Here is a 19,572-nt window from a genome sequence, read left to right on the forward strand (position 1 = left end):
CCTTAGAAATAACCCTGACGTTTTTTATCTTCCATCGAGCCGGCACCATCGTGATCGATGACTCGGCCCTGGCGCTCGGAAGTTCGGGTCAGGAGCATTTCCTGGATGATGTCGGTCAGGGTTTCAGCCTCGGACTCCACCGCGCCGGTCAGCGGGTAGCAGCCAAGCGTACGGAAACGGACCTTTTTCTTGACGATGCGAGCCTTGTCTTCGTCAGACAGGTGCTCAAGGATGCGCTCGTCGTCGATCATGATCAGGGTGCCGTTCTTCTCGATCACATCGCGTTCGGCCGCGAAGTACAGGGGCACAATAGGAATGCCTTCGAGATAGATGTACTGCCAGATATCGAGTTCGGTCCAGTTCGACAACGGGAATACGCGAATCGATTCGCCCTTGTTGACGTTGCCGTTGTAAACGTTCCACAACTCGGGGCGCTGGTTTTTCGGATCCCAGCGGTGCTTGCTGTCGCGGAAAGAGTACACGCGCTCTTTGGCACGGGACTTTTCTTCGTCGCGGCGCGCGCCACCAAAGGCGGCATCAAAACCGTATTTGTCCAGCGCCTGCTTGAGACCCTCGGTCTTCATGATATCGGTGTGCTTGGCGCTGCCGTGGGTGAAGGGGTTGATCCCTTGCGCCACGCCGTCCGGGTTGACGTGAGTGATCAGGTCCAGGCCCAGCTCGGCAACCATCTTGTCGCGAAAGCGGTACATCTCCTGGAATTTCCACTGGGTGTCGACATGCATCACCGGAAACGGCAGCTTGCCTGGGAAAAACGCCTTGCGTGCAAGGTGCAACATCACGGCAGAATCTTTACCGATCGAGTACAGCATCACCGGGTTATCGAACTCGGCTGCCACCTCGCGGATGATGTGGATGCTTTCCGCCTCCAGCTGTTTCAGGTGCGTCAGTTTGTCGACCATGGCTACTCACGAAAGCTATCTTATGAACGGCCTGCGGGCCGTGTTCGAGGGGAGAATCCTAGCACAGCGCTCTCTTCTATTGAGGGCGCCAACTAGATCGAAACGGTCTAAGAATAGATCGACGAGTTTGCCTCTTTACCTCTGCTGGAGCGAGCTTGCCTCACGATGTTTTGATCTTGAAAGCTCGCGGCCAATCGAGTGCCGACCGGCTGTTCCCCAGAGGGCATAAGGGTTAAATCGGGTTCGGACAGTCGATGAACAAATGTTCAAGGGCAAAGCGGCGGGCCAGGTAGTCCCCCAGGGCTTGCACACCATAACGCTCGGTGGCGTGATGGCCGGCAGCAATGAAACTGATGTCGTTTTCCCGGGCACTGTGGAAAGTTTGCTCCGACGCTTCGCCGCTCAGGTACAGATCAACCCCGGCCAGTACCGCCTGATCGATGTAACCCTGACCGCCACCGGTACACCAGCCTACGCGGCGAATCATTGCACTGCCTTCAATCAGCAACGGCTCACGGCCCAGGGCTTCTTGCACGCGGCGGGCAAAATCACGGGCCGTCACCGGCTCGGCCAAAGAACCCACCAGCCCCACCACTTTGGCGTTGTTCGGGTCCAGCGCCCCTTCAACAGTGATGTCCAGCTGCCGCGCCAGTTGCACGTTATTGCCAACTTCGGGGTGCAGGTCGAGGGGCAGGTGATACGCCAGCAGGCTGATATCGTGTTTGAGCAAGGTTTTGAGGCGGCGCTGCTTCATCCCGGTGATGCAGGGGTCTTCGCCCTTCCAGAAGTAACCGTGGTGCACCAGCACCAGATCGGCCTGGGCCTCGACTGCCGCATCCAGCAACGCCTGGCTGGCGGTCACGCCGCTGACGATTCGCAGCACCTGTGGCCGGCCCTCGACCTGCAGCCCGTTGGGGCAGTAATCGCTGATTGCAGCGCAGTTCAGGTAACGATTTGCTTCTTCTACCAGTGTGCTCAGGGCAACAGCCATAAAAGACTCCTAAATATAGCGTTCAGAGGCGTTCGGCCCTCGTATAATGGCCGCCATTATGGGCCGTCAAGATGGCTCTGCAACCTTCAGGACTGAGTTCAATGTTTAAGGCTTTGCGTTATTCCGGCTGGCCACTACTGGCGGGCGTGCTTGTCGCCATGCTGATTATTCAGCGCTACCCGCAGTGGGTCGGGTTGCCGAGCCAGGACGTCAATCTGCAGCAGGCCCCGCAAACCACTTACGTGCAGCAGGGCCCGGTCACCTATGCCGACGCCGTGACCCGCGCGGCGCCCGCTGTGGCCAACCTGTACACCACCAAGGTGGTGAACAAAAACGCCAAGCCCCTGTTCGAAGATCCGCAGTTCCGGCACTTCTTCGGCAATAACGCGCCCAAGCAAAAACGCATGGAGTCCAGCCTGGGTTCGGCGGTCATCATGAGCCCCGAGGGCTATTTGCTGACCAACAACCACGTGGTAACGGGCGCCGACCAGATTGTGGTGGCACTCAAGGACGGCCGCGAAACATTGGCCCGGGTGATTGGCAGCGATCCGGAAACAGACCTGGCGGTTCTCAAGATCGATTTGAAAAACTTGCCGGCGATCACCATCGGCCGCTCGGACACCCTGCGCATTGGTGACATCGCCCTGGCGATCGGTAACCCGTTCGGGGTCGGCCAGACCACTACCATGGGCATCATCAGTGCCACCGGCCGCAATCAGTTGGGGCTGAATAACTATGAAGACTTCATTCAGACGGACGCCGCGATCAACCCCGGCAACTCCGGTGGTGCACTGGTGGATGCCAATGGCAACCTGACCGGCATCAACACTGCAATCTTCTCCAAGTCCGGCGGTTCACAAGGCATAGGCTTTGCGATCCCGATCAACCTGGCGATGGAAGTCATGAAGTCGATCATCGAACACGGGCAAGTGATTCGGGGCTGGCTGGGGATTGAGGTGCAGCCGTTGACTGCTGAGCTGGCCGAGTCCTTTGGCCTGGCCGGACGCACGGGGATTGTGGTGGCGGGGATTTTCCGTGACGGCCCGGCGCAGAAAGCCGGCCTGCAACTGGGCGATGTGATCTTGAGCATTGACGGTGCACCGGCCAGCGACGGCCGCCGCTCAATGAATCAAGTGGCGCGCATCAAGCCTTCGGACAAGGTGTCGATAGTCGTCATGCGCAATGGCAAAGAGATCAAGCTCACCGCCGAGGTTGGCCTGCGTCCACCGCAAGAGCAGCCGCCGCAGCAAGAGGAATAACCTGCAGGAGCGAGCCTGCCCGCGATCTTTTAAAAGCTCGCGAGCAGGAGGGCAGGTTTACAGGTCGGACAAGCCTTCAATCAGCGCCGCATTCTGCTCCGGCGTGCCGATAGTGATGCGCAAGAACTGGGCGATGCGCAGTTGTTTGAAGTGACGCACTATCACCCCCTGCCCCCGCAATTTTGCCGCCAGCGCGGCCGCATCATGTTCCGGGTGACGGGCGAAGATGAAATTCGCCGCCGATGGCAGCACCTCGAACCCCAGCGCCTGTAGCTGCCCGACCACTTGCTCGCGACTGTCGATCACGACTTTGCAGGTGTGCTCGAAATACTCACGGTCTTCGAACGCCGCCGCCGCACCGGCAATCGCCATGCGATCCAGCGGGTAGGAGTTGAAGCTGTTTTTGATCCGCTCCAGCGCCTCGATCAGGTCGGGATGCCCCACCGCCAGCCCTACACGCAAACCGGCCAGCGAGCGGGACTTGGACAGGGTTTGCGTCACCAGCAGGTTCGGGTAGCGGTCGACCAGGCTGATGGCCGTCTCGCCGCCAAAGTCGATATAGGCCTCATCCACGACCACCACGGAATCCGGGCTGGCCTTGAGTATTTGCTCAATGGCATCCAGCGCCAGCAGGCAGCCGGTCGGAGCATTGGGGTTGGGGAAGATGATGCCGCCATTGGGCCTGGCGTAATCCGCAGGCTGGATCTGGAACTGTTGATCCAGCGGCACCGCGTCGAACTCTATGCCATACAGGCCGCAGTAAACCGGATAGAAGCTGTAGCTGATGTCCGGGAACAGCAGCGGCTTGTCGTGTTGAAACAAGCCGTTGAAAACATGGGCCAGCACTTCGTCAGAGCCGTTACCCACAAACACCTGGCCGGTCTGCACGCCGTAATACTCGGCAACCGCCTGTTTGAGCAGATCACTGTTCGGGTCCGGGTACAGGCGCAGGTTGTCGTTTATCTGCGCCTGCATCGCTGTCAGCGCTTTTGGCGAAGGGCCATAGGGGTTTTCATTGGTGTTGAGCTTGACCAGTCTGGCCAGCTTGGGTTGTTCGCCCGGCACGTAAGGCACCAGTTCTTTAACGAACGGACTCCAGAATTTACTCATGCTTATTGCCCCTGTTCGCTGTCAGCAATGATCCGGTATTCGGCACTACGGGCGTGGCCGGTCAGTGATTCTCCACGGGCGAGAATCGAGGCCGTCTTGCCCAGATCGGAAGCGCCCTGCTCGGAGCAGAAGATGATCGAGGAGCGCTTCTGGAAGTCATACACACCCAGGGGCGAAGAGAAACGCGCGGTACCGGACGTAGGCAATACGTGGTTGGGACCGGCGCAATAGTCGCCCAGCGCCTCGGAGGTGTGACGGCCCATAAAGATCGCACCGGCGTGGCGGATCTGCGGCAGCCAGGCTTGCGGGTCGGCAACCGACAACTCAAGGTGCTCCGGGGCGATGCGGTTGGCTACGTCTATGGCTTGCTGCATGTCATTGACCAGAATCAGCGCACCACGACCATTGATCGAAGTGTTGATGATCTCGGCCCGCTCCATGGTTGGCAGCAGTTTGGCGATGCTGGCCGCCACCTTGTCGAGGAACTCGGCGTCGGGGCTGACCAGAATCGCTTGCGCGTCTTCGTCATGCTCGGCCTGGGAGAACAGGTCCATGGCGATCCAGTCCGGATCCGTCTGGCCATCGCACACCACCAGGATCTCCGAAGGGCCGGCGATCATGTCGATGCCGACCTGACCGAACACGTGGCGCTTGGCAGTGGCAACGTAGATGTTGCCGGGGCCGACCACCTTGTCGACTTTTGGCACGCTTTCGGTGCCGTAGGCCAATGCCGCAACCGCCTGGGCGCCGCCGATGGTGAACACCCGGTCGACACCGGCGATACAGGCAGCAGCCAGTACCAGTTCATTGAGTTCGCCACGGGGCGTCGGCACGACCATCACCACTTCGGTGACGCCTGCCACCTTGGCCGGAATCGCGTTCATCAATACCGACGACGGGTACGACGCCTTGCCGCCCGGTACGTACAGGCCGGCACGATCCAGTGGCGTGACTTTCTGGCCCAGCACCGTGCCGTCGGCTTCGGTGTAGCTCCAGGATTCCTGCTTCTGTTTTTCGTGGTAGCTGCGAACCCGTTGCGCGGCTTTTTCCAGCGCTTCACGCTGAGGGGCCGTGATGCGGGTCAGTGCCAGCTCAAGGCGTTCGCGGGGCAGAATCAAGTCCGCCATCGACTTGACGCTCAGCCCGTCAAAACGCTGGGTGAACTCAACCAGTGCGGCGTCGCCGCGTTCGCGTACGGCTTTGATGATGTCGAGCACACGCTGGTTGACCGAGTCGTCAGACACACTTTCCCAGCTCAGCAGATGATCCAGATGCTGCGCGAAGTCCGGGTCAGCAGCGTTGAGTCGGCGAATTGCAGTGGGAGCGGTCATAGCGAGGGCCTCGGAAATTGGCGAATGCTTAGAGTTTATGGTTTTGCACAGCACAGGCACCGCAAGACTACCAAGCCATCCGCGCGGGTACCTGAGATTTCTGGCTATTACACGGATGGATGGGCGCGACTTCAGGGTACAGACCCCGGGCCGCGCAGGTGAGTCAGCCGCGGTGTCGCGATTCCACTGCTTTGCGCAGGGTGTCGATCAGGGCTTGAATACGGGCGTGCTGCATCTTCATCGAAGCCTTGTTGACCACCAGACGGGAGCTGATGGCGGCAATGAATTCCTGGGGTTCCAGGCCATTGGCACGCAAGGTGTTACCGGTATCGACCACGTCGATGATCTTGTCGGCCAGGCCAATCAGCGGGGCCAGCTCCATCGAGCCATAGAGCTTGATGATGTCGACCTGACGGCCTTGCTCGGCGTAGTAACGCTTGGCGACATTGACGAACTTGGTTGCTACGCGCAGCCGGCCTTTGGGCTCGGCAGCCCCGATGGCACCGGCAGTCATCAGTTTGCACTGGGCAATCTGCAGGTCCAGCGGCTCGTAGAGGCCCTGGCCACCGTACTCCATCAACACGTCTTTACCGGCCACACCGAGGTCGGCCGCGCCATGCTCTACATAGGTCGGCACGTCAGTGGCGCGGACGATCAGCAGGCGGACGTCGGGCTGGGAGGTCGGGATGATCAGCTTGCGGCTTTTGTCCGGATTCTCGGTCGGCACAATACCTGCTTCAGCCAGAAGCGGCAGGGTGTCGTCAAGGATACGGCCCTTGGACAGTGCAATGGTCAACATGGGAAACGTAAGTCCTTATCAGGGTACTTATGTCCGGACACAAGCGGTGCCGGACATGCATCGAGCCTGATAATCAGGCTCGACTTGAACGATTCGAGGCCGGGTAAGGTAACGCTTGCAAGCCGTTACGTCACCTGGCGGCTGGACACCATCCCTGTGCCCATGATGCCAAATACCAGAAACTAGCCCGGAACGCGGCGGATTTTGGCACCCAGCATTTGCAGTTTTTCTTCGATGCACTCGTAGCCGCGGTCTATGTGGTAGATGCGATCGATCAGAGTGTCACCTTCGGCGACCAGCGCCGAGATCACCAGACTGGCCGAAGCCCGCAGGTCGGTCGCCATGACTGGCGCGCCTTTGAGGGTTTCGGTACCGGTGACGATGGCCGTGTTGCCTTCGACCTGGATCTTGGCGCCCATGCGATGCAGTTCGTATACGTGCATGAAGCGGTTTTCGAAGATGGTCTCGATCACTGCACCCGTGCCTTCGGCAATGGCGTTAAGCGAAATGAACTGCGCCTGCATGTCGGTCGGGAACGCCGGGTACGGTGCAGTACGCACGTTCACCGCTTTCGGGCGCTTGCCGTGCATGTTCAGCTCGATCCAGTCTTCACCGGTGGTGATCTCGGCGCCAGCTTCCTTGAGTTTTTCAAGAACTGCTTCGAGGATGGTCGGATCAGTGTCCTTGACCTTGACCCGGCCACCGGTCACTGCAGCAGCCACCAGGTAAGTACCGGTTTCGATACGGTCCGGCATTACTTTGTAAGTGGTCGGGTGCAGCTTCTCAACGCCATCAATGGTGATGGTGTCGGTACCTGCACCGCTGACCTTGGCGCCCATGGCGTTCAGGAAGTTGGCCAGGTCGACGACTTCAGGCTCGCGGGCAGAGTTCTGCAGAACGCTGCGGCCCTTGGCCAGTGCGGCGGCCATCATGATGTTCTCGGTACCGGTTACGCTGACGGTATCGAAGAAGAAGTTGGCACCGCGCAAGCCGCCTTCTGGCGCCTTGGCTTTGATGTAACCGCCTTCGACATCGATTTCTGCGCCCATGGCTTCAAGGCCACGGATGTGCAGGTCGACCGGACGCGAACCGATTGCGCAACCGCCTGGCAACGCAACTTCAGCGTAGCCAAAACGGGCAACCATCGGGCCCAGTACCAGGATCGACGCACGCATGGTTTTAACCAGTTCGTACGGAGCCACCAGGGTTTTGATGGTATTCGGGTTGATTTCGACGCTGAGTTTTTCATCGATCACAGGCTCGATGCCCATGCGACCGAACAACTCGATCATGGTGGTGATGTCGTGCAAGTGCGGCAAGTTGGCAACGGTAACCGGGCCATCGCACAGCAGGGTTGCAGCAAGAATTGGCAGAGCGGAGTTTTTCGCCCCGGAAATGCGGATTTCGCCATCAAGACGAGCACCACCGGTAATAATCAATTTATCCATAACAATCTCGACGCCAATGGGCTCAGGGGGCTCAGGTGCGCTCGGCCCAGGCCGCGCTGCTGAAGAATTTCATAGTGACCGCGTGGATACTGCCATCAGCAATCCAAGGGTTCAAATGGGCATAGATGCTTTGTTGACGCTTAACCGGGCTCAAGGCCACCAGTTCGTCACTAATCACGTTCAGCTGAAAGTTGCAGCCTTCGCCCTCAACTTCTACCTGGGTTCCAGGCAGCTTTCCTTCAAGAAAGCTCTTCACTTCTACGGCCTGCATGCTCAACCTCAATCGGCGCCTGATGCGCGCGGGTCGGCCATCATACAAAAAAGCCCCGCGCCTGCGAACCCCACTTAACAGGACTCTGACGGGGGGCTTTTCTATAAATGGCTATTAATGATGTGCCAGCAACTCGGTCAAGCCCGAGACCTGGGCGATTTCGCGCATGTCTTCGGGCATTGCCTTGATGCTCAATGGCTTGTTCAGGGCTTGTGCATCACGGATGTAACAGAGCAGCAGCGACAAACCGACGCTGCTGGATTTGGTGACCGCCGAGCAATCCACCACCAGGGTCTTGGCCAGAGCCTTTTTGATCAGGGCCTGACCTTCCTTGCGCAAGCGAGGGCCGGTCTGATAGTCGAGTACGCCGCTGAGGCGCAACTCGCTTTCGCCGGCCAGGGTCACTGCCGCCTCACTCATTGGCCGGCAGCCTTGGGAGCCGCTTGATCGGTAACTTGCTTGGCCTTGGCAACTTCGCCCGCCCAGTTATCGATGGTCTTGTCCAGATTGTTGCCATTGCGCTGCATGGCGTCGGCGAACTGGTCACGGAACAGCTTGCCAATATTGATACCGTTGATGATCACGTTACGAACTTTCCACTCGCCGTTGACCTTGTTAAGGGTGTAGGACAGCGGGTAAATCGCGCCCTTGTCGCCCTTCACCGTCATGTCGACGCTGGTGCGATCGCCACTTTCATCCTTGGCCGGCGACACGGTAATGCCTTCGTTCTTGAACTCGAGCAAGGCATTGCCATAGAACTGCATCAGGCTGCGCTTGAAGTTTTCCTGGAAGCGCTGCATTTGCGCCGGGGTGGCGTTACGCGAGTACTTCACGGTCATGATGCTTTTGGAAATACCGTCGACGTCCACCACAGGACCGACAATGCCGTTCAGGGCATCGTAGAACTTGCTCGGGTTGGTCTTGTACAGCTCTTTATTGGCGGACAGGTCTGCCAGCAAGCGGTTGGTGGTATCTGAAACGATGTCGTGGGCAGACTGCCCCGGAGCAGCATTTGCCACCAAAGGAAGGGCTGCTGCCAGAATTACCAGCAGGCCACGGCGCAAGAGAGAAATCATCTAAAAGCTCCTTATTTGGCTTCTTTGCTAACGGTGTTGAGCAGGAATTTCCCGATCAGATCTTCAAGGACCAACGATGATTGCGTGTCATGGATGGTGCCACCATCTTTGAGCACAGCGTCTTCGCCGCCGACGCTGATACCGATGTATTTCTCCCCCAGCAAGCCAGCTGTGAGGATAGACGCTGTCGAATCGGTCGGCAGGTTATCCACGCTCTTTTCGAGCTGCAGGGTGACCCGGGCAGTGAAGTTGTCCCGGTCCAGATCAATTGCCGTGACCTTGCCGATGGTCACGCCCGCCATGGTGACTTTGGCGCGCACGGTAAGACCGGCAATATTGTCGAAGTAGGCGTAGAGCTTGTAGGTGTCGGTGCTGGCGGTCGGGGACAGTCCACTGACTCGCAGGGCAAGCAACAACAAAGCCAGGATGCCAGCCAGCAAAAACAGGCCGACACCGATTTCCATGGTGCGGTTTTGCATCAGAAATCTCCAAACATCAAGGCAGTCAAAATAAAGTCCAGCCCGAGGACTGCCAACGAGGCATACACCACGGTCTTGGTAGTGGCACGGCTGATCCCCTCTGAAGTGGGCTCACAGTCATAACCTTGGAACACGGCAATCCAGGTCACCACAAAGGCAAAAACGATGCTTTTGATGATCCCGTTAAGTACGTCACCACTGAAGGTTACGCTGTTTTGCATATTGGCCCAGTATGAGCCGTCGTAGACGCCCAGCCAGTCAACCGCGACCCACGAACCACCCCAGATCCCGACCACGCTGAAGATCATCGCCAGTATCGGCAGGGAAATGAACCCGGCCCACAAGCGCGGGGCAATGATGTATTTAAGCGGGTCGACCCCGATCATTTCCAGGCTGGACAGTTGTTCGCTGGATTTCATGTTGCCAATCTCGGCGGTCAGGGCAGATCCCGCACGCCCGGCAAACAACAGCGCAGTGACCACCGGCCCGAGTTCACGCAGAAGCGTCAGGGCAACCATCTGCCCGACCGCCTGCTCGGAGCCGTAGCTGGACAGGATACTGAAGCCTTGCAGCGCCAGGACCATGCCGATGAACACACCGGACACCACGATAATCACCAGCGACATGACGCCCACGGAGTGCAGCTGCTTGAGCAACAGTCCGAACCCGCCACCAATGCCGCCACGCCCCAGCAAAGAATGAAAGAGGAATATCCCCGAACGGCCCAGTACCGAGACGATATCGATACCGGCCCGGCCGAATAGTCCGACACGATCCATAATTGAATGCTTGCGCATCAGCGCTTCCCCAGAAGATCGGTTCGGTAGTCCGACGCCGGAAAGTGAAACGGAACAGGACCATCCGGGTCGCCGTTCATGAACTGACGAATACGCGGGTTATCGGCGTTCATCAACTCTTCGGGCGTACCCTGCCCCAGCACCTGACCATCGCCGACTACATACAGATAGTCAGCGATACTCGCTGTTTCAGCCAGGTCGTGAGAAACCACGATGCTGGTGATGCCCAAGGCATCATTGAGCAGACGAATCAGGCGAACCAGAACCCCCATTGCGATGGGGTCCTGCCCGACAAAAGGTTCGTCATACATCAGGATCTGCGGGTCCAGGGCAATCGCACGCGCCAGGGCAACCCGGCGCTTCATGCCGCCAGACAACTCGTCGGGCATCAGATCAATGGCTCCGCGCAGTCCCACCGCCTGCAATTTAAGCAGCACGATGTCGCGAATCATTTCTTCCGGCAACTGGGTGTGAACCCGTAGCGGGAAGGCCACATTCTCGAATACGTCCAGGTCGGTGAACAACGCCCCGCTTTGAAACAACACCCCCATGTGCTTACGGGCATCGAACAGATCACTGCGCGACAACGTCGGCAGGTTCTGACCGTTGACCCACACCTCACCGCTGCTGGGACGCAGTTGCATTCCCATCAAACGTAAAAGGGTGGTCTTGCCGCAGCCGGAAGGCCCCATGATTCCCGTGACTTTGCCACGCGGAATCAGAATATCGACATTATTGAAGATGCTGCGCGTACCGCGCTTGAAGGACACTCCCTTCAGCTCGACCGCGTAGGCGTTATCGGCGCTCATCTAAACTCCTTGCGATGCAGCCTCTGCCTCTCACCCGGACACTTTGCCCCTTTATCGGGAGGCGCGTTCCCTGAGCGGGCCGAACTGGCGGCGAACTATAGCACTGCTGATAGTGACCGCCCAAGGCCGAAGGAGTGCCGTATCAGGTTCCAGACAGCGAAATAAATTCGATTCAGCTGTAATCCCGGCAGTAGTTTGTAGCGCAGACAACAAAGCACGACGATCTAGCGTGAGGGAATTGCGCATTACCGCTATAATCTTTGCCTTTTCTCAGGCTATCTGACTTCAAACATGAGCCAATCCAGCGACCTGATCCAATCTGCTCAGCGTACCATCCGCCTCGAACTGCAAGCCGTAGAAGGTTTGCTGGCTCATATCGACGCAGACTTCGTACGCGCTTGCGAGATGATTTTGGCCAGCAAGGGCCGGGTAGTCGTGGTCGGCATGGGCAAGTCCGGGCATATCGGCAACAAAATTGCTGCGACTCTGGCCAGCACCGGTACCACCGCTTTTTTCGTCCATCCGGCCGAAGCCAGCCATGGCGACATGGGCATGATTACCCGAGATGACATTATTCTCGCGCTGTCCAACTCGGGGTCGACTGCAGAGATCGTCACCCTGCTGCCCCTGATCAAGCGTTTGGGTATCCAGTTGATCTGCATCACCGGCAACCCCGAGTCGCCACTGGCCAAAGCCGCCGATGTCAGCCTGGACGCCCGCGTGGCTCAGGAGGCCTGCCCGTTGAACCTGGCACCGACCTCCTCGACTACTGCCGCGCTGGTGCTGGGTGATGCTCTGGCCATAGCCTTGCTCGAAGCCCGTGGCTTTACCGCTGAGGACTTTGCCTTTTCGCATCCCGGTGGAGCCCTGGGCCGCCGCCTGCTGCTGAAAGTCGAAAACGTCATGCACTCGGGCGCAGACTTGCCGCAGGTTGTCCGCGGCACGCTGCTCAAGGATGCATTGATGGAAATGACGCACAAAGGTCTCGGCATGACCGTGGTTATAGAAGAAGATGGTCGCCTGGCCGGAATCTTCACTGACGGTGACTTGCGCAGAACCCTGGATCGCGAAATCGATATCCGCAACGCAAGCATTGATGCAGTCATGACCCCCCATGGCAAAACCGCACGGGCCGACATGCTCGCCGCCGAAGCCTTGAAAATCATGGAAGACCACAAAATCAACGCACTGGTTGTAGTCGACAAGGAAGACCGGCCGGTTGGTGCCTTGAACATGCACGACTTGCTACGCGCAGGAGTGATGTAATGACCCTTGAACTACTCAAGCGCGGCAAAGACATAAAACTTGCCATTTTCGACGTTGACGGGGTTTTGACCGACGGCCGCCTGTACTTCCTTGAAGACGGCAGCGAGTTCAAGACCTTCAACACGCTGGACGGTCTGGGTATCAAGATGCTGATGGCCGCCGGGGTTCAGACCGCGATTATCAGCGGCCGTAAAACCCCGGTGGTTGAACGTCGCGCACAAAACCTGGGGATCGCGCACCTGTATCAGGGGCGCGAAGACAAGTTGGTGGTATTGGACGAGCTTCTTGGCCAACTCAACCTAAGCTATGAACAGGTCGCCTATTTGGGCGATGATCTGCCTGATTTACCGGTTATCCGCCGAGTTGGTCTGGGCATGGCAGTTGCCAATGCTGCCAGCTTTGTTCGCGAGCACGCCCATGGCGTCACTCAGGCACGAGGCGGAGAAGGTGCCGCACGCGAATTCTGCGAGTTGATTTTGCGCGCTCAAGGCCGTCTAGACGCGGCCCACGCAGCCTACCTATAGAGTTTTCCATGCTGAGCAAAAAGATCCGTAACATCCTGTTATTCACGGTCATTGCTGCGTTGTTCGCATCAGTTGGCTACTGGAATATCAGCCCCGAACGTTTTCTCGACACCCCTAAAGCGGCCGTCGATGAAAGCGCTATCGACTATTACGCGCTTAATGCGCGCAGCCTGCAGTTCTTGCCGGACGGCAAACTGCAGTATGAAATGACATCCGACAAAATCGAGCATTTGCTGTCATCGGAAGTCACCCTGATGACCAAGCCCGACCTGCAAATGTACCGCGGCACGGCCTTCCCGTGGCACGTACAGAGCGAGCGCGGAGAAGTTAATCCGGACGGCACCGAGGTCGAGCTGATCGACTCGGTACGTGTGGCCCGCACAGATGAAAAAAATCGCACTACGGTTATTACCAGTTCCCGCATGACTGTATTCCCCCAGAAGCAATATGCGCAGACCGAGCGAGACGTTAGAATCGACGGCGCTGGCGGCGTAACAACTGGCAAGGGCATGAAAGCATATTTGAAAGACGGCAGGATGGACCTGCTGTCCAACGTAAGAGGACAGTATGAGTCTCGTTAAATCCCTCCCTTTATTGCTCAGCCTGAGCGCAGCACTGGGAAGCGTGAGCGCCTGGGCTCTGCCGAACGATAACGAACAGCCAATCCGCATCCAGGCCAATGAAGCCCAGCTGGATGACAAACAAGGCGTCGCGACCTACAAGGGCGATGTAATCATCACCCAGGGCTCGATGAAAATCACCGGTAACACCGTCACTATTACCCGCAATGCTGCGGGTGAAATTGATATCGTGACCTCAGTCGGCAACCTGGCCTATTTCGAGCAGCTGCAAAAAGCAACCGACTCCAAGCCGGTTCAGGCCTACGCCGTAACCATTCAGTACCATGCGCCGCAAAACCGCATTGTGCTGATCGACAAGGCCAAGGTCATCAACGACGGCAACACCACCGAAGGCGAGAAGATCGTCTATGACACGGTGAAACAGGTCGCAAACGCCGGACGCGCCAATGGCTCCACAGTCACCGCACCACGCCCGCGCATCGACATGGTGATCCAGCCGAAGAAGAAAACCGACCAGCAGAAGGCCCAGTAATGGCAACCCTCAAAGCCCAGCATTTGGCTAAAAGCTACAAGAGTCGCCAGGTGGTACGTGATGTCAGCCTGTCAATCGACAGCGGGCAAATCGTGGGTTTGCTCGGCCCTAACGGTGCAGGCAAGACCACATGCTTCTACATGATTGTCGGCCTGGTCCAGGCTGACCAGGGACGCGTACTGATCGACGACCTGGATGTCAGCCACCAGCCCATGCACGGCCGCGCACGCGCCGGCATCGGTTACCTGCCCCAGGAAGCCTCGATCTTTCGCAAGCTTTCGGTCGCCGATAACATCATGGCGATCCTCGAAACGCGCAAAGAACTCGACAAGGCCGGTCGTCGCAAGGAACTCGAAAGCCTGCTGCAGGAGTTCCACATCAGCCACATCCGCGACAGCCTCGGCATGAGCCTGTCCGGTGGTGAGCGACGCAGGGTCGAAATCGCCCGGGCACTGGCAACCGCCCCGAAATTCATCCTGCTCGACGAACCCTTTGCCGGCGTTGACCCGATATCTGTGGGCGACATCAAGCAAATCATTCATCACCTCAAGGCCAAGGGCATTGGCGTACTGATCACCGATCACAACGTCCGTGAAACCCTCGACATCTGCGAAACCGCCTACATCGTCAACGATGGGCAGTTGATAGCCGAAGGTGATGCTGAAACCATTCTGGCCAATGAATTGGTCAGAGAAGTGTATCTGGGCCACGAGTTCCGCCTGTAAGGCCAGATGCATCGCGAATTCCCGGGCGCCAAGGACAGCAAAAAGTCGTCACGACTTTTATTACCTTGGCGCTCTAGGCAAACGCACCGGTTTCAGGCATATAATTTGCTTATGTTTGGCGCTCACGCGCCTTGGTAGTGGATGGCGCCATGCGCGCCGGCGAATAAGGTCTTAAGCCCCAGCCATGAAACCATCGCTAGTCCTGAGAATGGGCCAGCAGCTGACGATGACACCGCAGCTGCAACAGGCCATCCGCCTGCTCCAATTGTCGACCCTGGACCTGCAACAGGAGATCCAGGAGGCTCTGGAATCCAATCCGATGCTCGAGCGCCAGGAAGACGGCGACGACTTCGACAATTCAGATCCTTTAGCCGACAACATTGAGCAAAAACCCAACAGCGACATCCAGGAACCTTCCTATCAAGAGTCCGCGCCTACTGTGGACAACCTGGAAGAAGGCGACTGGAGCGAACGCATTCCCAATGAGCTACCCGTCGACACAGCCTGGGAAGACGTTTATCAAACCAGCGCCAGCAGCCTGCCCAGCAACGATGATGACGAATGGGACTTCACCACCCGCACCTCGGCCGGTGAGAGCCTGCAAAGTCACCTGTTGTGGCAACTGAACCTGGCACCGATGTCCGACACCGACCGACTGATCGGCGTCACCCTCATCGACTGCATCAACAACCAGGGCTATCTCGACGAAACTCTCGAAGAGATCCTTGAGGCGTTCGATCCCGAGCTGGACATTGAGCTCGATGAAATCGAAGCCGTTCTGCACCGTATCCAGCAATTCGAACCGGCCGGCATTGGTGCGCGCAACCTGAGCGAGTGCCTGCTGCTGCAATTGCGCCAGCTACCGGCCAACACGCCCTGGTTGAACGAAGCCAAGCGCCTGGTAACCGATTACATCGACCTGCTGGGCGCCCGCGACTACAGCCAGCTCATGCGCCGCATGAAGCTCAAAGAAGACGAACTGCGCCAGGTCATCGAACGGGTACAGAGCCTTAATCCACGTCCGGGGTCGCAGATCGAATCCGGCGAAGCCGAATACGTCGTGCCTGACGTGATCGTTCGTAAAGACAACGAACGCTGGCTGGTCGAGCTTAACCAGGAGTCGGTACCGCGCCTGCGGGTCAACCCGCAATACGCAGGATTCGTTCGTCGTGCCGACACCAGCGCCGACAACACCTTCATGCGCAATCAGCTGCAAGAAGCGCGCTGGTTCATCAAAAGCCTGCAGAGCCGCAACGAAACCCTGATGAAAGTGGCGACCCAGATCGTGGAGCATCAGCGCGGTTTTCTGGAGTATGGCGACGAGGCAATGAAACCTTTGGTACTGCATGACATTGCAGAAGCCGTCGGCATGCACGAATCAACCATTTCCCGGGTCACCACCCAGAAATTCATGCATACCCCGCGGGGCATTTATGAATTGAAGTACTTTTTTTCCAGTCACGTCAGCACCTCCGAAGGTGGTGAATGCTCGTCCACTGCGATACGCGCCATCATCAAAAAACTGGTGGCGGCTGAAAATCAGAAAAAGCCGTTGAGTGACAGCAAGATCGCTGGTTTACTGGAGGCACAAGGTATTCAGGTGGCCCGTCGCACCGTCGCCAAGTACCGCGAGTCCTTAGGGATAGCGCCTTCGAGCGAACGCAAGCGTTTGATGTAAGCCACGGGCCACAGCGTTTCAGTGGCAGGCTGGTCGGCCTGCCACTTTATGCAATGGCAACAGAAGGAGAAACTGCATGCAAGTCAACATCAGTGGACAACATCTGGAAGTCACCCAAGCGCTCCGCGACTCGATCAACGAAAAATTCGCACGGCTGGAACGTCACTTCGACAAGATCACCAATGTGCAGGTGATTCTCTCTGTTGAAAAACTAAAACAGAAAATCGAGGCCACCCTCAATATTCACGGTGGCGAAGTTGTCGCCAATGCCGTCGATCCAGACATGTATGCGGCCATTGACAGCCTCTACGACAAGCTTGATCGCCAACTGAAAAAGCATAAGGAAAAGACCCAAAGCCTGCTCCAGGGCGCCACGGGTCGTTAATACTCCATAACCATGATTCGACTTGAAAATATCCTGACCCCCGGCCGTTCCTTGGTGAACGCGCCGGGCGGCAGTAAAAAGCGCGCACTCGAACAAATTGCCACCCTGATCAGCCGCGAAGTGCCGGGTCTGGAAATGCAAGATGTCTTCGAGAGCCTTATTGCCCGTGAAAAACTGGGATCCACCGGTTTTGGTAACGGCATCGCCATCCCCCATTGCCGCCTCAAGGGCTGCGAGTCGCCTGTCAGTGCCTTGCTACATCTTGACGCTCCCATAGATTTCGACGCCATCGATGGCGCGCCGGTCGACCTGTTGTTCGTTTTGCTGGTGCCAGAAGCTGCTACCGACGCACACCTGGAACTGCTGCGGCAGATCGCCAGCATGCTCGACCGCAAAGATGTGCGTGAACGATTACGCAGCGCACCCAGTAACGAAGCGCTGTATCAGGTTGTTCTGGACGTACAGAACGGTTAATTATCATGCGCCTAGTCATTGTCAGCGGACGCTCCGGCTCCGGTAAAAGCACCGCCCTCGCCGTCCTCGAAGATAACGGTTTCTATTGCATCGACAACCTGCCCGCCGGCTTGCTGCCAGAGCTGGCGGAACGTGCACTGATTCATACTGAACTGGCGCAGCCGCTGGTGGCGGTATCGATCGATGCGCGAAACCTGCCAAGCCATTTGTCACGCTTTCCGCAATTGCTTGAAGAAGTGCGCAACCGGCATATCCAGTGCGATGTTCTGTACCTCGACGCCGATGAAGAAACCTTGCTCAAGCGCTTCTCGGAAACCCGTCGGCGGCATCCACTGAGCAGCGCGAGCCGTTCACTGGCCGAGGCCATTCGTGATGAGAGCCAGTTGCTCGGGCCCATTGCCGACCTTGCCGACCTGACGATCAACACCACCAATCTGAACCTGTATCAGCTGCGCGACACCATCAAGCTGCGCCTGCTGAACAAGCCTGAACCCGGCACAGCCTTTCTGGTTGAGTCGTTTGGCTTCAAGCGCGGCATGCCGGTCGATGCCGACCTGGTATTTGACGTGCGTTGCTTGCCCAACCCCTACTGGAAGCCCGAACTGCGCGAGCTGTCAGGGCTGGATCAGCCCGTTGCGGATTACCTGGCAGCGCAGCCTGATGTCGAAGAGATGTTCCAGGACATCTCCAGCTACCTGCTCAAATGGCTACCCCGCTTCGCCGCCAGCAACCGCGCCTATGTCACCATAGGGATCGGCTGCACTGGCGGTCATCACCGCTCGGTGTATCTGACCGAGCGACTCGGCAAATGCCTGCAACAAACTCTGAAGAATGTCCAGGTTCGCCACCGCGACCTTACTTGAAAGGATCAACCCCGCGATGCCTGCACTGGAAATTGAAATCATCAACAAGCTGGGCTTGCACGCTCGGGCATCCGCCAAGTTCGTAGGCATAGCCGGACAGTTTCCATGCCAGGTAAGAGCAGGACGTACCGCAGAATCCATGGTCGATGGTAAAAGCATCATGGCCATGATGATGCTGGCCGCTGGCAAGGGCACAAAGATCCACCTCAAGACCGAGGGCGAACAAGACCAGGAAGCACTGGATGCACTGGTCAAACTCATCAACAACTACTTTGACGAGGGCGAATAACCAATTGCAGGAGCGCCGCTAGACGCTCCCCCGGCAGTTTGCAGCGTTTACCCCAACGCCGTATCCATCAACATCATCAAGCAAAACCCGACGCATAACCCCAGGCTTGCAAGCTTCTCGTGACCATTGCGCCGCGACTCGGGGATCACTTCTTGCGTCACCACCAGCAACATGGCCCCGGCTGCCAGCGCCAGGCCCAGTGGCAACAACACCTCGGCCAAATTCACCAGCCAGGCACAGAGCAGCGCAAATACCGGTTCGACCAGACCGGAAGCGGCGCCAATCAGGAATGCCTTGACCCGCGACATCCCGGCACCCGCCAACACTAATGCGATCACCAGACCTTCCGGCACATCCTGCAGGGCGATGCCCATCGCCAGGCTATCGGCATCCGGCATGCCGCCCCCTGCCGACACCCCGACCGCCATTCCTTCAGGAATGTTGTGCGCCACAATCGCAATGACAAACAACCAGATACGTGGCGCAATCAGCGGCTCGCCAGGCCGGTTGAGGAACATCTCCGGCCCCGCTCCGCTGACCTTGCGATCGAGCAAAAACAGACAGAACGCTCCCAGCAGGATGCCCGCACTGACCAGCCCGCTCGACGCCCATGATGACAACCCCAGGCTTTGGGCCGACGCAATGCCGGGCACAACCAGCGAGAAAGCCGTGGCGGCCAGCATCACCCCGGCCCCGAAGCCCAACAAGGTATCGCTCACCGCCACCGGCATTTTGCGGATGACCAGTACCGGTACTGCGCCTAAAGCGGTGCCCAGCGCGCAGAGCGATCCGCCCTGCAACGCCCGCAACATTCTTGGCTCAAGGTCCAGCCAGAGCAGTCCCTTGGCCACCAACAAGGCCGTGCCCGCCAACAGCAAGAGCATGCCGAGGGCATAACGGAACATCCGCACCCCGCCGACTGCCAATATTTGCGTGCCCATAATCGGCCCGAATCCTTTTAAGTA

The 19,572-nt window shown here is 57.9% G+C and carries 24 protein-coding genes; 11 read left to right on the forward strand and 13 right to left on the reverse strand.

Going from position 1 to position 19,572, the window contains the following annotated elements; translation table 11 throughout:
- Window positions 1-2: 2 nt before the first annotated feature.
- Both cysD and JQ848_RS18450 read right to left on the reverse strand, forming a co-directional pair.
- Window positions 3-920, reverse strand: a complete 918-nt coding sequence (cysD, locus tag JQ848_RS18445) for a sulfate adenylyltransferase subunit CysD (protein WP_003439932.1) — start codon at window positions 918-920, stop codon at window positions 3-5.
- A 232-nt stretch (window positions 921-1,152) separates the two neighbouring features.
- Window positions 1,153-1,911 (reverse strand): Nif3-like dinuclear metal center hexameric protein, encoded by a 759-nt coding sequence (locus tag JQ848_RS18450; RefSeq protein ID WP_202211006.1) that lies wholly within the window; start codon window positions 1,909-1,911, stop codon window positions 1,153-1,155.
- A gap of 101 nt (window positions 1,912-2,012) precedes the next feature.
- Here JQ848_RS18450 and algW point away from each other — a divergent pair, with 101 nt between their 5' ends.
- Window positions 2,013-3,170: a Do family serine endopeptidase AlgW gene (algW, locus tag JQ848_RS18455; protein ID WP_003439928.1), complete on the forward strand. Its 1,158-nt coding sequence runs from the start codon at window positions 2,013-2,015 to the stop codon at window positions 3,168-3,170.
- Between the two features lie 57 nt (window positions 3,171-3,227).
- Here the strand turns inward: algW and hisC are convergent, their stop codons facing one another.
- The 10 genes from hisC to JQ848_RS18505 form a co-directional block, all read right to left on the reverse strand.
- On the reverse strand, window positions 3,228-4,280 hold the full coding sequence (gene hisC, locus JQ848_RS18460) for a histidinol-phosphate transaminase (RefSeq protein ID WP_127196057.1): 1,053 nt from the start codon (window positions 4,278-4,280) through the stop codon (window positions 3,228-3,230).
- 2 nt (window positions 4,281-4,282) lie between these two features.
- The gene (gene hisD, locus JQ848_RS18465) at window positions 4,283-5,611 is read right to left on the reverse strand and encodes a histidinol dehydrogenase (protein ID WP_003439925.1); all 1,329 of its coding nucleotides are present in this window, start codon (window positions 5,609-5,611) and stop codon (window positions 4,283-4,285) included.
- A gap of 163 nt (window positions 5,612-5,774) precedes the next feature.
- Window positions 5,775-6,410 carry an ATP phosphoribosyltransferase gene (gene hisG, locus JQ848_RS18470; RefSeq protein ID WP_003439923.1) on the reverse strand — a complete coding sequence of 212 codons (636 nt, stop codon included), beginning with the start codon at window positions 6,408-6,410 and terminating at the stop codon, window positions 5,775-5,777.
- Between the two features lie 182 nt (window positions 6,411-6,592).
- Window positions 6,593-7,858: a UDP-N-acetylglucosamine 1-carboxyvinyltransferase gene (murA, locus tag JQ848_RS18475; protein ID WP_003439921.1), complete on the reverse strand. Its 1,266-nt coding sequence runs from the start codon at window positions 7,856-7,858 to the stop codon at window positions 6,593-6,595.
- 31 nt (window positions 7,859-7,889) lie between these two features.
- The gene (locus JQ848_RS18480) at window positions 7,890-8,129 is read right to left on the reverse strand and encodes a BolA family protein (protein WP_003439919.1); all 240 of its coding nucleotides are present in this window, start codon (window positions 8,127-8,129) and stop codon (window positions 7,890-7,892) included.
- Between the two features lie 114 nt (window positions 8,130-8,243).
- The gene (locus tag JQ848_RS18485; protein WP_003439917.1) at window positions 8,244-8,549 is read right to left on the reverse strand and encodes an STAS domain-containing protein; all 306 of its coding nucleotides are present in this window, start codon (window positions 8,547-8,549) and stop codon (window positions 8,244-8,246) included.
- Window positions 8,546-9,205: an MlaC/ttg2D family ABC transporter substrate-binding protein gene (locus JQ848_RS18490; protein ID WP_003439915.1), complete on the reverse strand. Its 660-nt coding sequence runs from the start codon at window positions 9,203-9,205 to the stop codon at window positions 8,546-8,548. Before JQ848_RS18490 ends, JQ848_RS18485 begins: the two co-directional genes overlap by 4 nt.
- Window positions 9,206-9,216: 11 nt before the next feature.
- Window positions 9,217-9,684, reverse strand: coding sequence for an outer membrane lipid asymmetry maintenance protein MlaD (mlaD, locus tag JQ848_RS18495; protein ID WP_003439913.1), 468 nt, complete (start codon window positions 9,682-9,684; stop codon window positions 9,217-9,219).
- Window positions 9,684-10,481: a lipid asymmetry maintenance ABC transporter permease subunit MlaE gene (gene mlaE, locus JQ848_RS18500; RefSeq protein ID WP_003439912.1), complete on the reverse strand. Its 798-nt coding sequence runs from the start codon at window positions 10,479-10,481 to the stop codon at window positions 9,684-9,686. The genes mlaD and mlaE overlap by 1 nt, the downstream gene beginning before the upstream one ends.
- Window positions 10,481-11,290 carry an ATP-binding cassette domain-containing protein gene (locus JQ848_RS18505; RefSeq protein WP_003439910.1) on the reverse strand — a complete coding sequence of 270 codons (810 nt, stop codon included), beginning with the start codon at window positions 11,288-11,290 and terminating at the stop codon, window positions 10,481-10,483. Before JQ848_RS18505 ends, mlaE begins: the two co-directional genes overlap by 1 nt.
- A 291-nt stretch (window positions 11,291-11,581) precedes the next feature.
- Between JQ848_RS18505 and JQ848_RS18510 the strand changes: the two genes are divergently transcribed.
- The 10 genes from JQ848_RS18510 to JQ848_RS18555 all read left to right on the forward strand — a co-directional run bounded on the left by JQ848_RS18510 (window position 11,582) and on the right by JQ848_RS18555 (window position 18,607).
- Window positions 11,582-12,556 carry a KpsF/GutQ family sugar-phosphate isomerase gene (locus JQ848_RS18510; protein ID WP_003439908.1) on the forward strand — a complete coding sequence of 325 codons (975 nt, stop codon included), beginning with the start codon at window positions 11,582-11,584 and terminating at the stop codon, window positions 12,554-12,556.
- The gene (locus tag JQ848_RS18515; protein WP_003439907.1) at window positions 12,556-13,080 is read left to right on the forward strand and encodes a KdsC family phosphatase; all 525 of its coding nucleotides are present in this window, start codon (window positions 12,556-12,558) and stop codon (window positions 13,078-13,080) included. Before JQ848_RS18510 ends, JQ848_RS18515 begins: the two co-directional genes overlap by 1 nt.
- Before the next feature lie 8 nt (window positions 13,081-13,088).
- Window positions 13,089-13,661, forward strand: a complete 573-nt coding sequence (gene lptC / locus JQ848_RS18520) for an LPS export ABC transporter periplasmic protein LptC (RefSeq protein ID WP_127196060.1) — start codon at window positions 13,089-13,091, stop codon at window positions 13,659-13,661.
- Entirely contained in the window at window positions 13,648-14,193 is a 546-nt protein-coding gene (gene lptA, locus JQ848_RS18525) for a lipopolysaccharide transport periplasmic protein LptA (RefSeq protein WP_003439896.1), read from the forward strand. The genes lptC and lptA overlap by 14 nt, the downstream gene beginning before the upstream one ends.
- Window positions 14,193-14,918, forward strand: coding sequence for an LPS export ABC transporter ATP-binding protein (gene lptB / locus JQ848_RS18530; RefSeq protein ID WP_003439894.1), 726 nt, complete (start codon window positions 14,193-14,195; stop codon window positions 14,916-14,918). Before lptA ends, lptB begins: the two co-directional genes overlap by 1 nt.
- A gap of 184 nt (window positions 14,919-15,102) precedes the next feature.
- On the forward strand, window positions 15,103-16,596 hold the full coding sequence (locus JQ848_RS18535; protein WP_003439892.1) for an RNA polymerase factor sigma-54: 1,494 nt from the start codon (window positions 15,103-15,105) through the stop codon (window positions 16,594-16,596).
- A 76-nt stretch (window positions 16,597-16,672) separates the two neighbouring features.
- Window positions 16,673-16,981, forward strand: coding sequence for a ribosome hibernation-promoting factor, HPF/YfiA family (gene hpf, locus JQ848_RS18540; protein WP_003439891.1), 309 nt, complete (start codon window positions 16,673-16,675; stop codon window positions 16,979-16,981).
- 12 nt (window positions 16,982-16,993) lie between these two features.
- Window positions 16,994-17,455, forward strand: coding sequence for a PTS IIA-like nitrogen regulatory protein PtsN (gene ptsN, locus JQ848_RS18545; protein WP_003439889.1), 462 nt, complete (start codon window positions 16,994-16,996; stop codon window positions 17,453-17,455).
- Window positions 17,456-17,460: 5 nt separating this feature from the next.
- Window positions 17,461-18,318, forward strand: a complete 858-nt coding sequence (gene rapZ, locus JQ848_RS18550) for an RNase adapter RapZ (RefSeq protein WP_003439888.1) — start codon at window positions 17,461-17,463, stop codon at window positions 18,316-18,318.
- 16 nt (window positions 18,319-18,334) lie between these two features.
- Window positions 18,335-18,607: an HPr family phosphocarrier protein gene (locus JQ848_RS18555; protein WP_202211007.1), complete on the forward strand. Its 273-nt coding sequence runs from the start codon at window positions 18,335-18,337 to the stop codon at window positions 18,605-18,607.
- Between the two features lie 47 nt (window positions 18,608-18,654).
- Here the strand turns inward: JQ848_RS18555 and JQ848_RS18560 are convergent, their stop codons facing one another.
- A complete protein-coding gene (locus JQ848_RS18560) occupies window positions 18,655-19,548 on the reverse strand; it encodes a ZIP family metal transporter (RefSeq protein WP_202211008.1) in 894 nt (297 codons plus the stop codon).
- Window positions 19,549-19,572: the final 24 nt, after the last annotated feature.

Origin of the sequence: Pseudomonas paraversuta, from assembly GCF_904067025.1 — a bacterium.
Taxonomy (GTDB): Bacteria; Pseudomonadota; Gammaproteobacteria; order Pseudomonadales; family Pseudomonadaceae; genus Aquipseudomonas; species Aquipseudomonas paraversuta.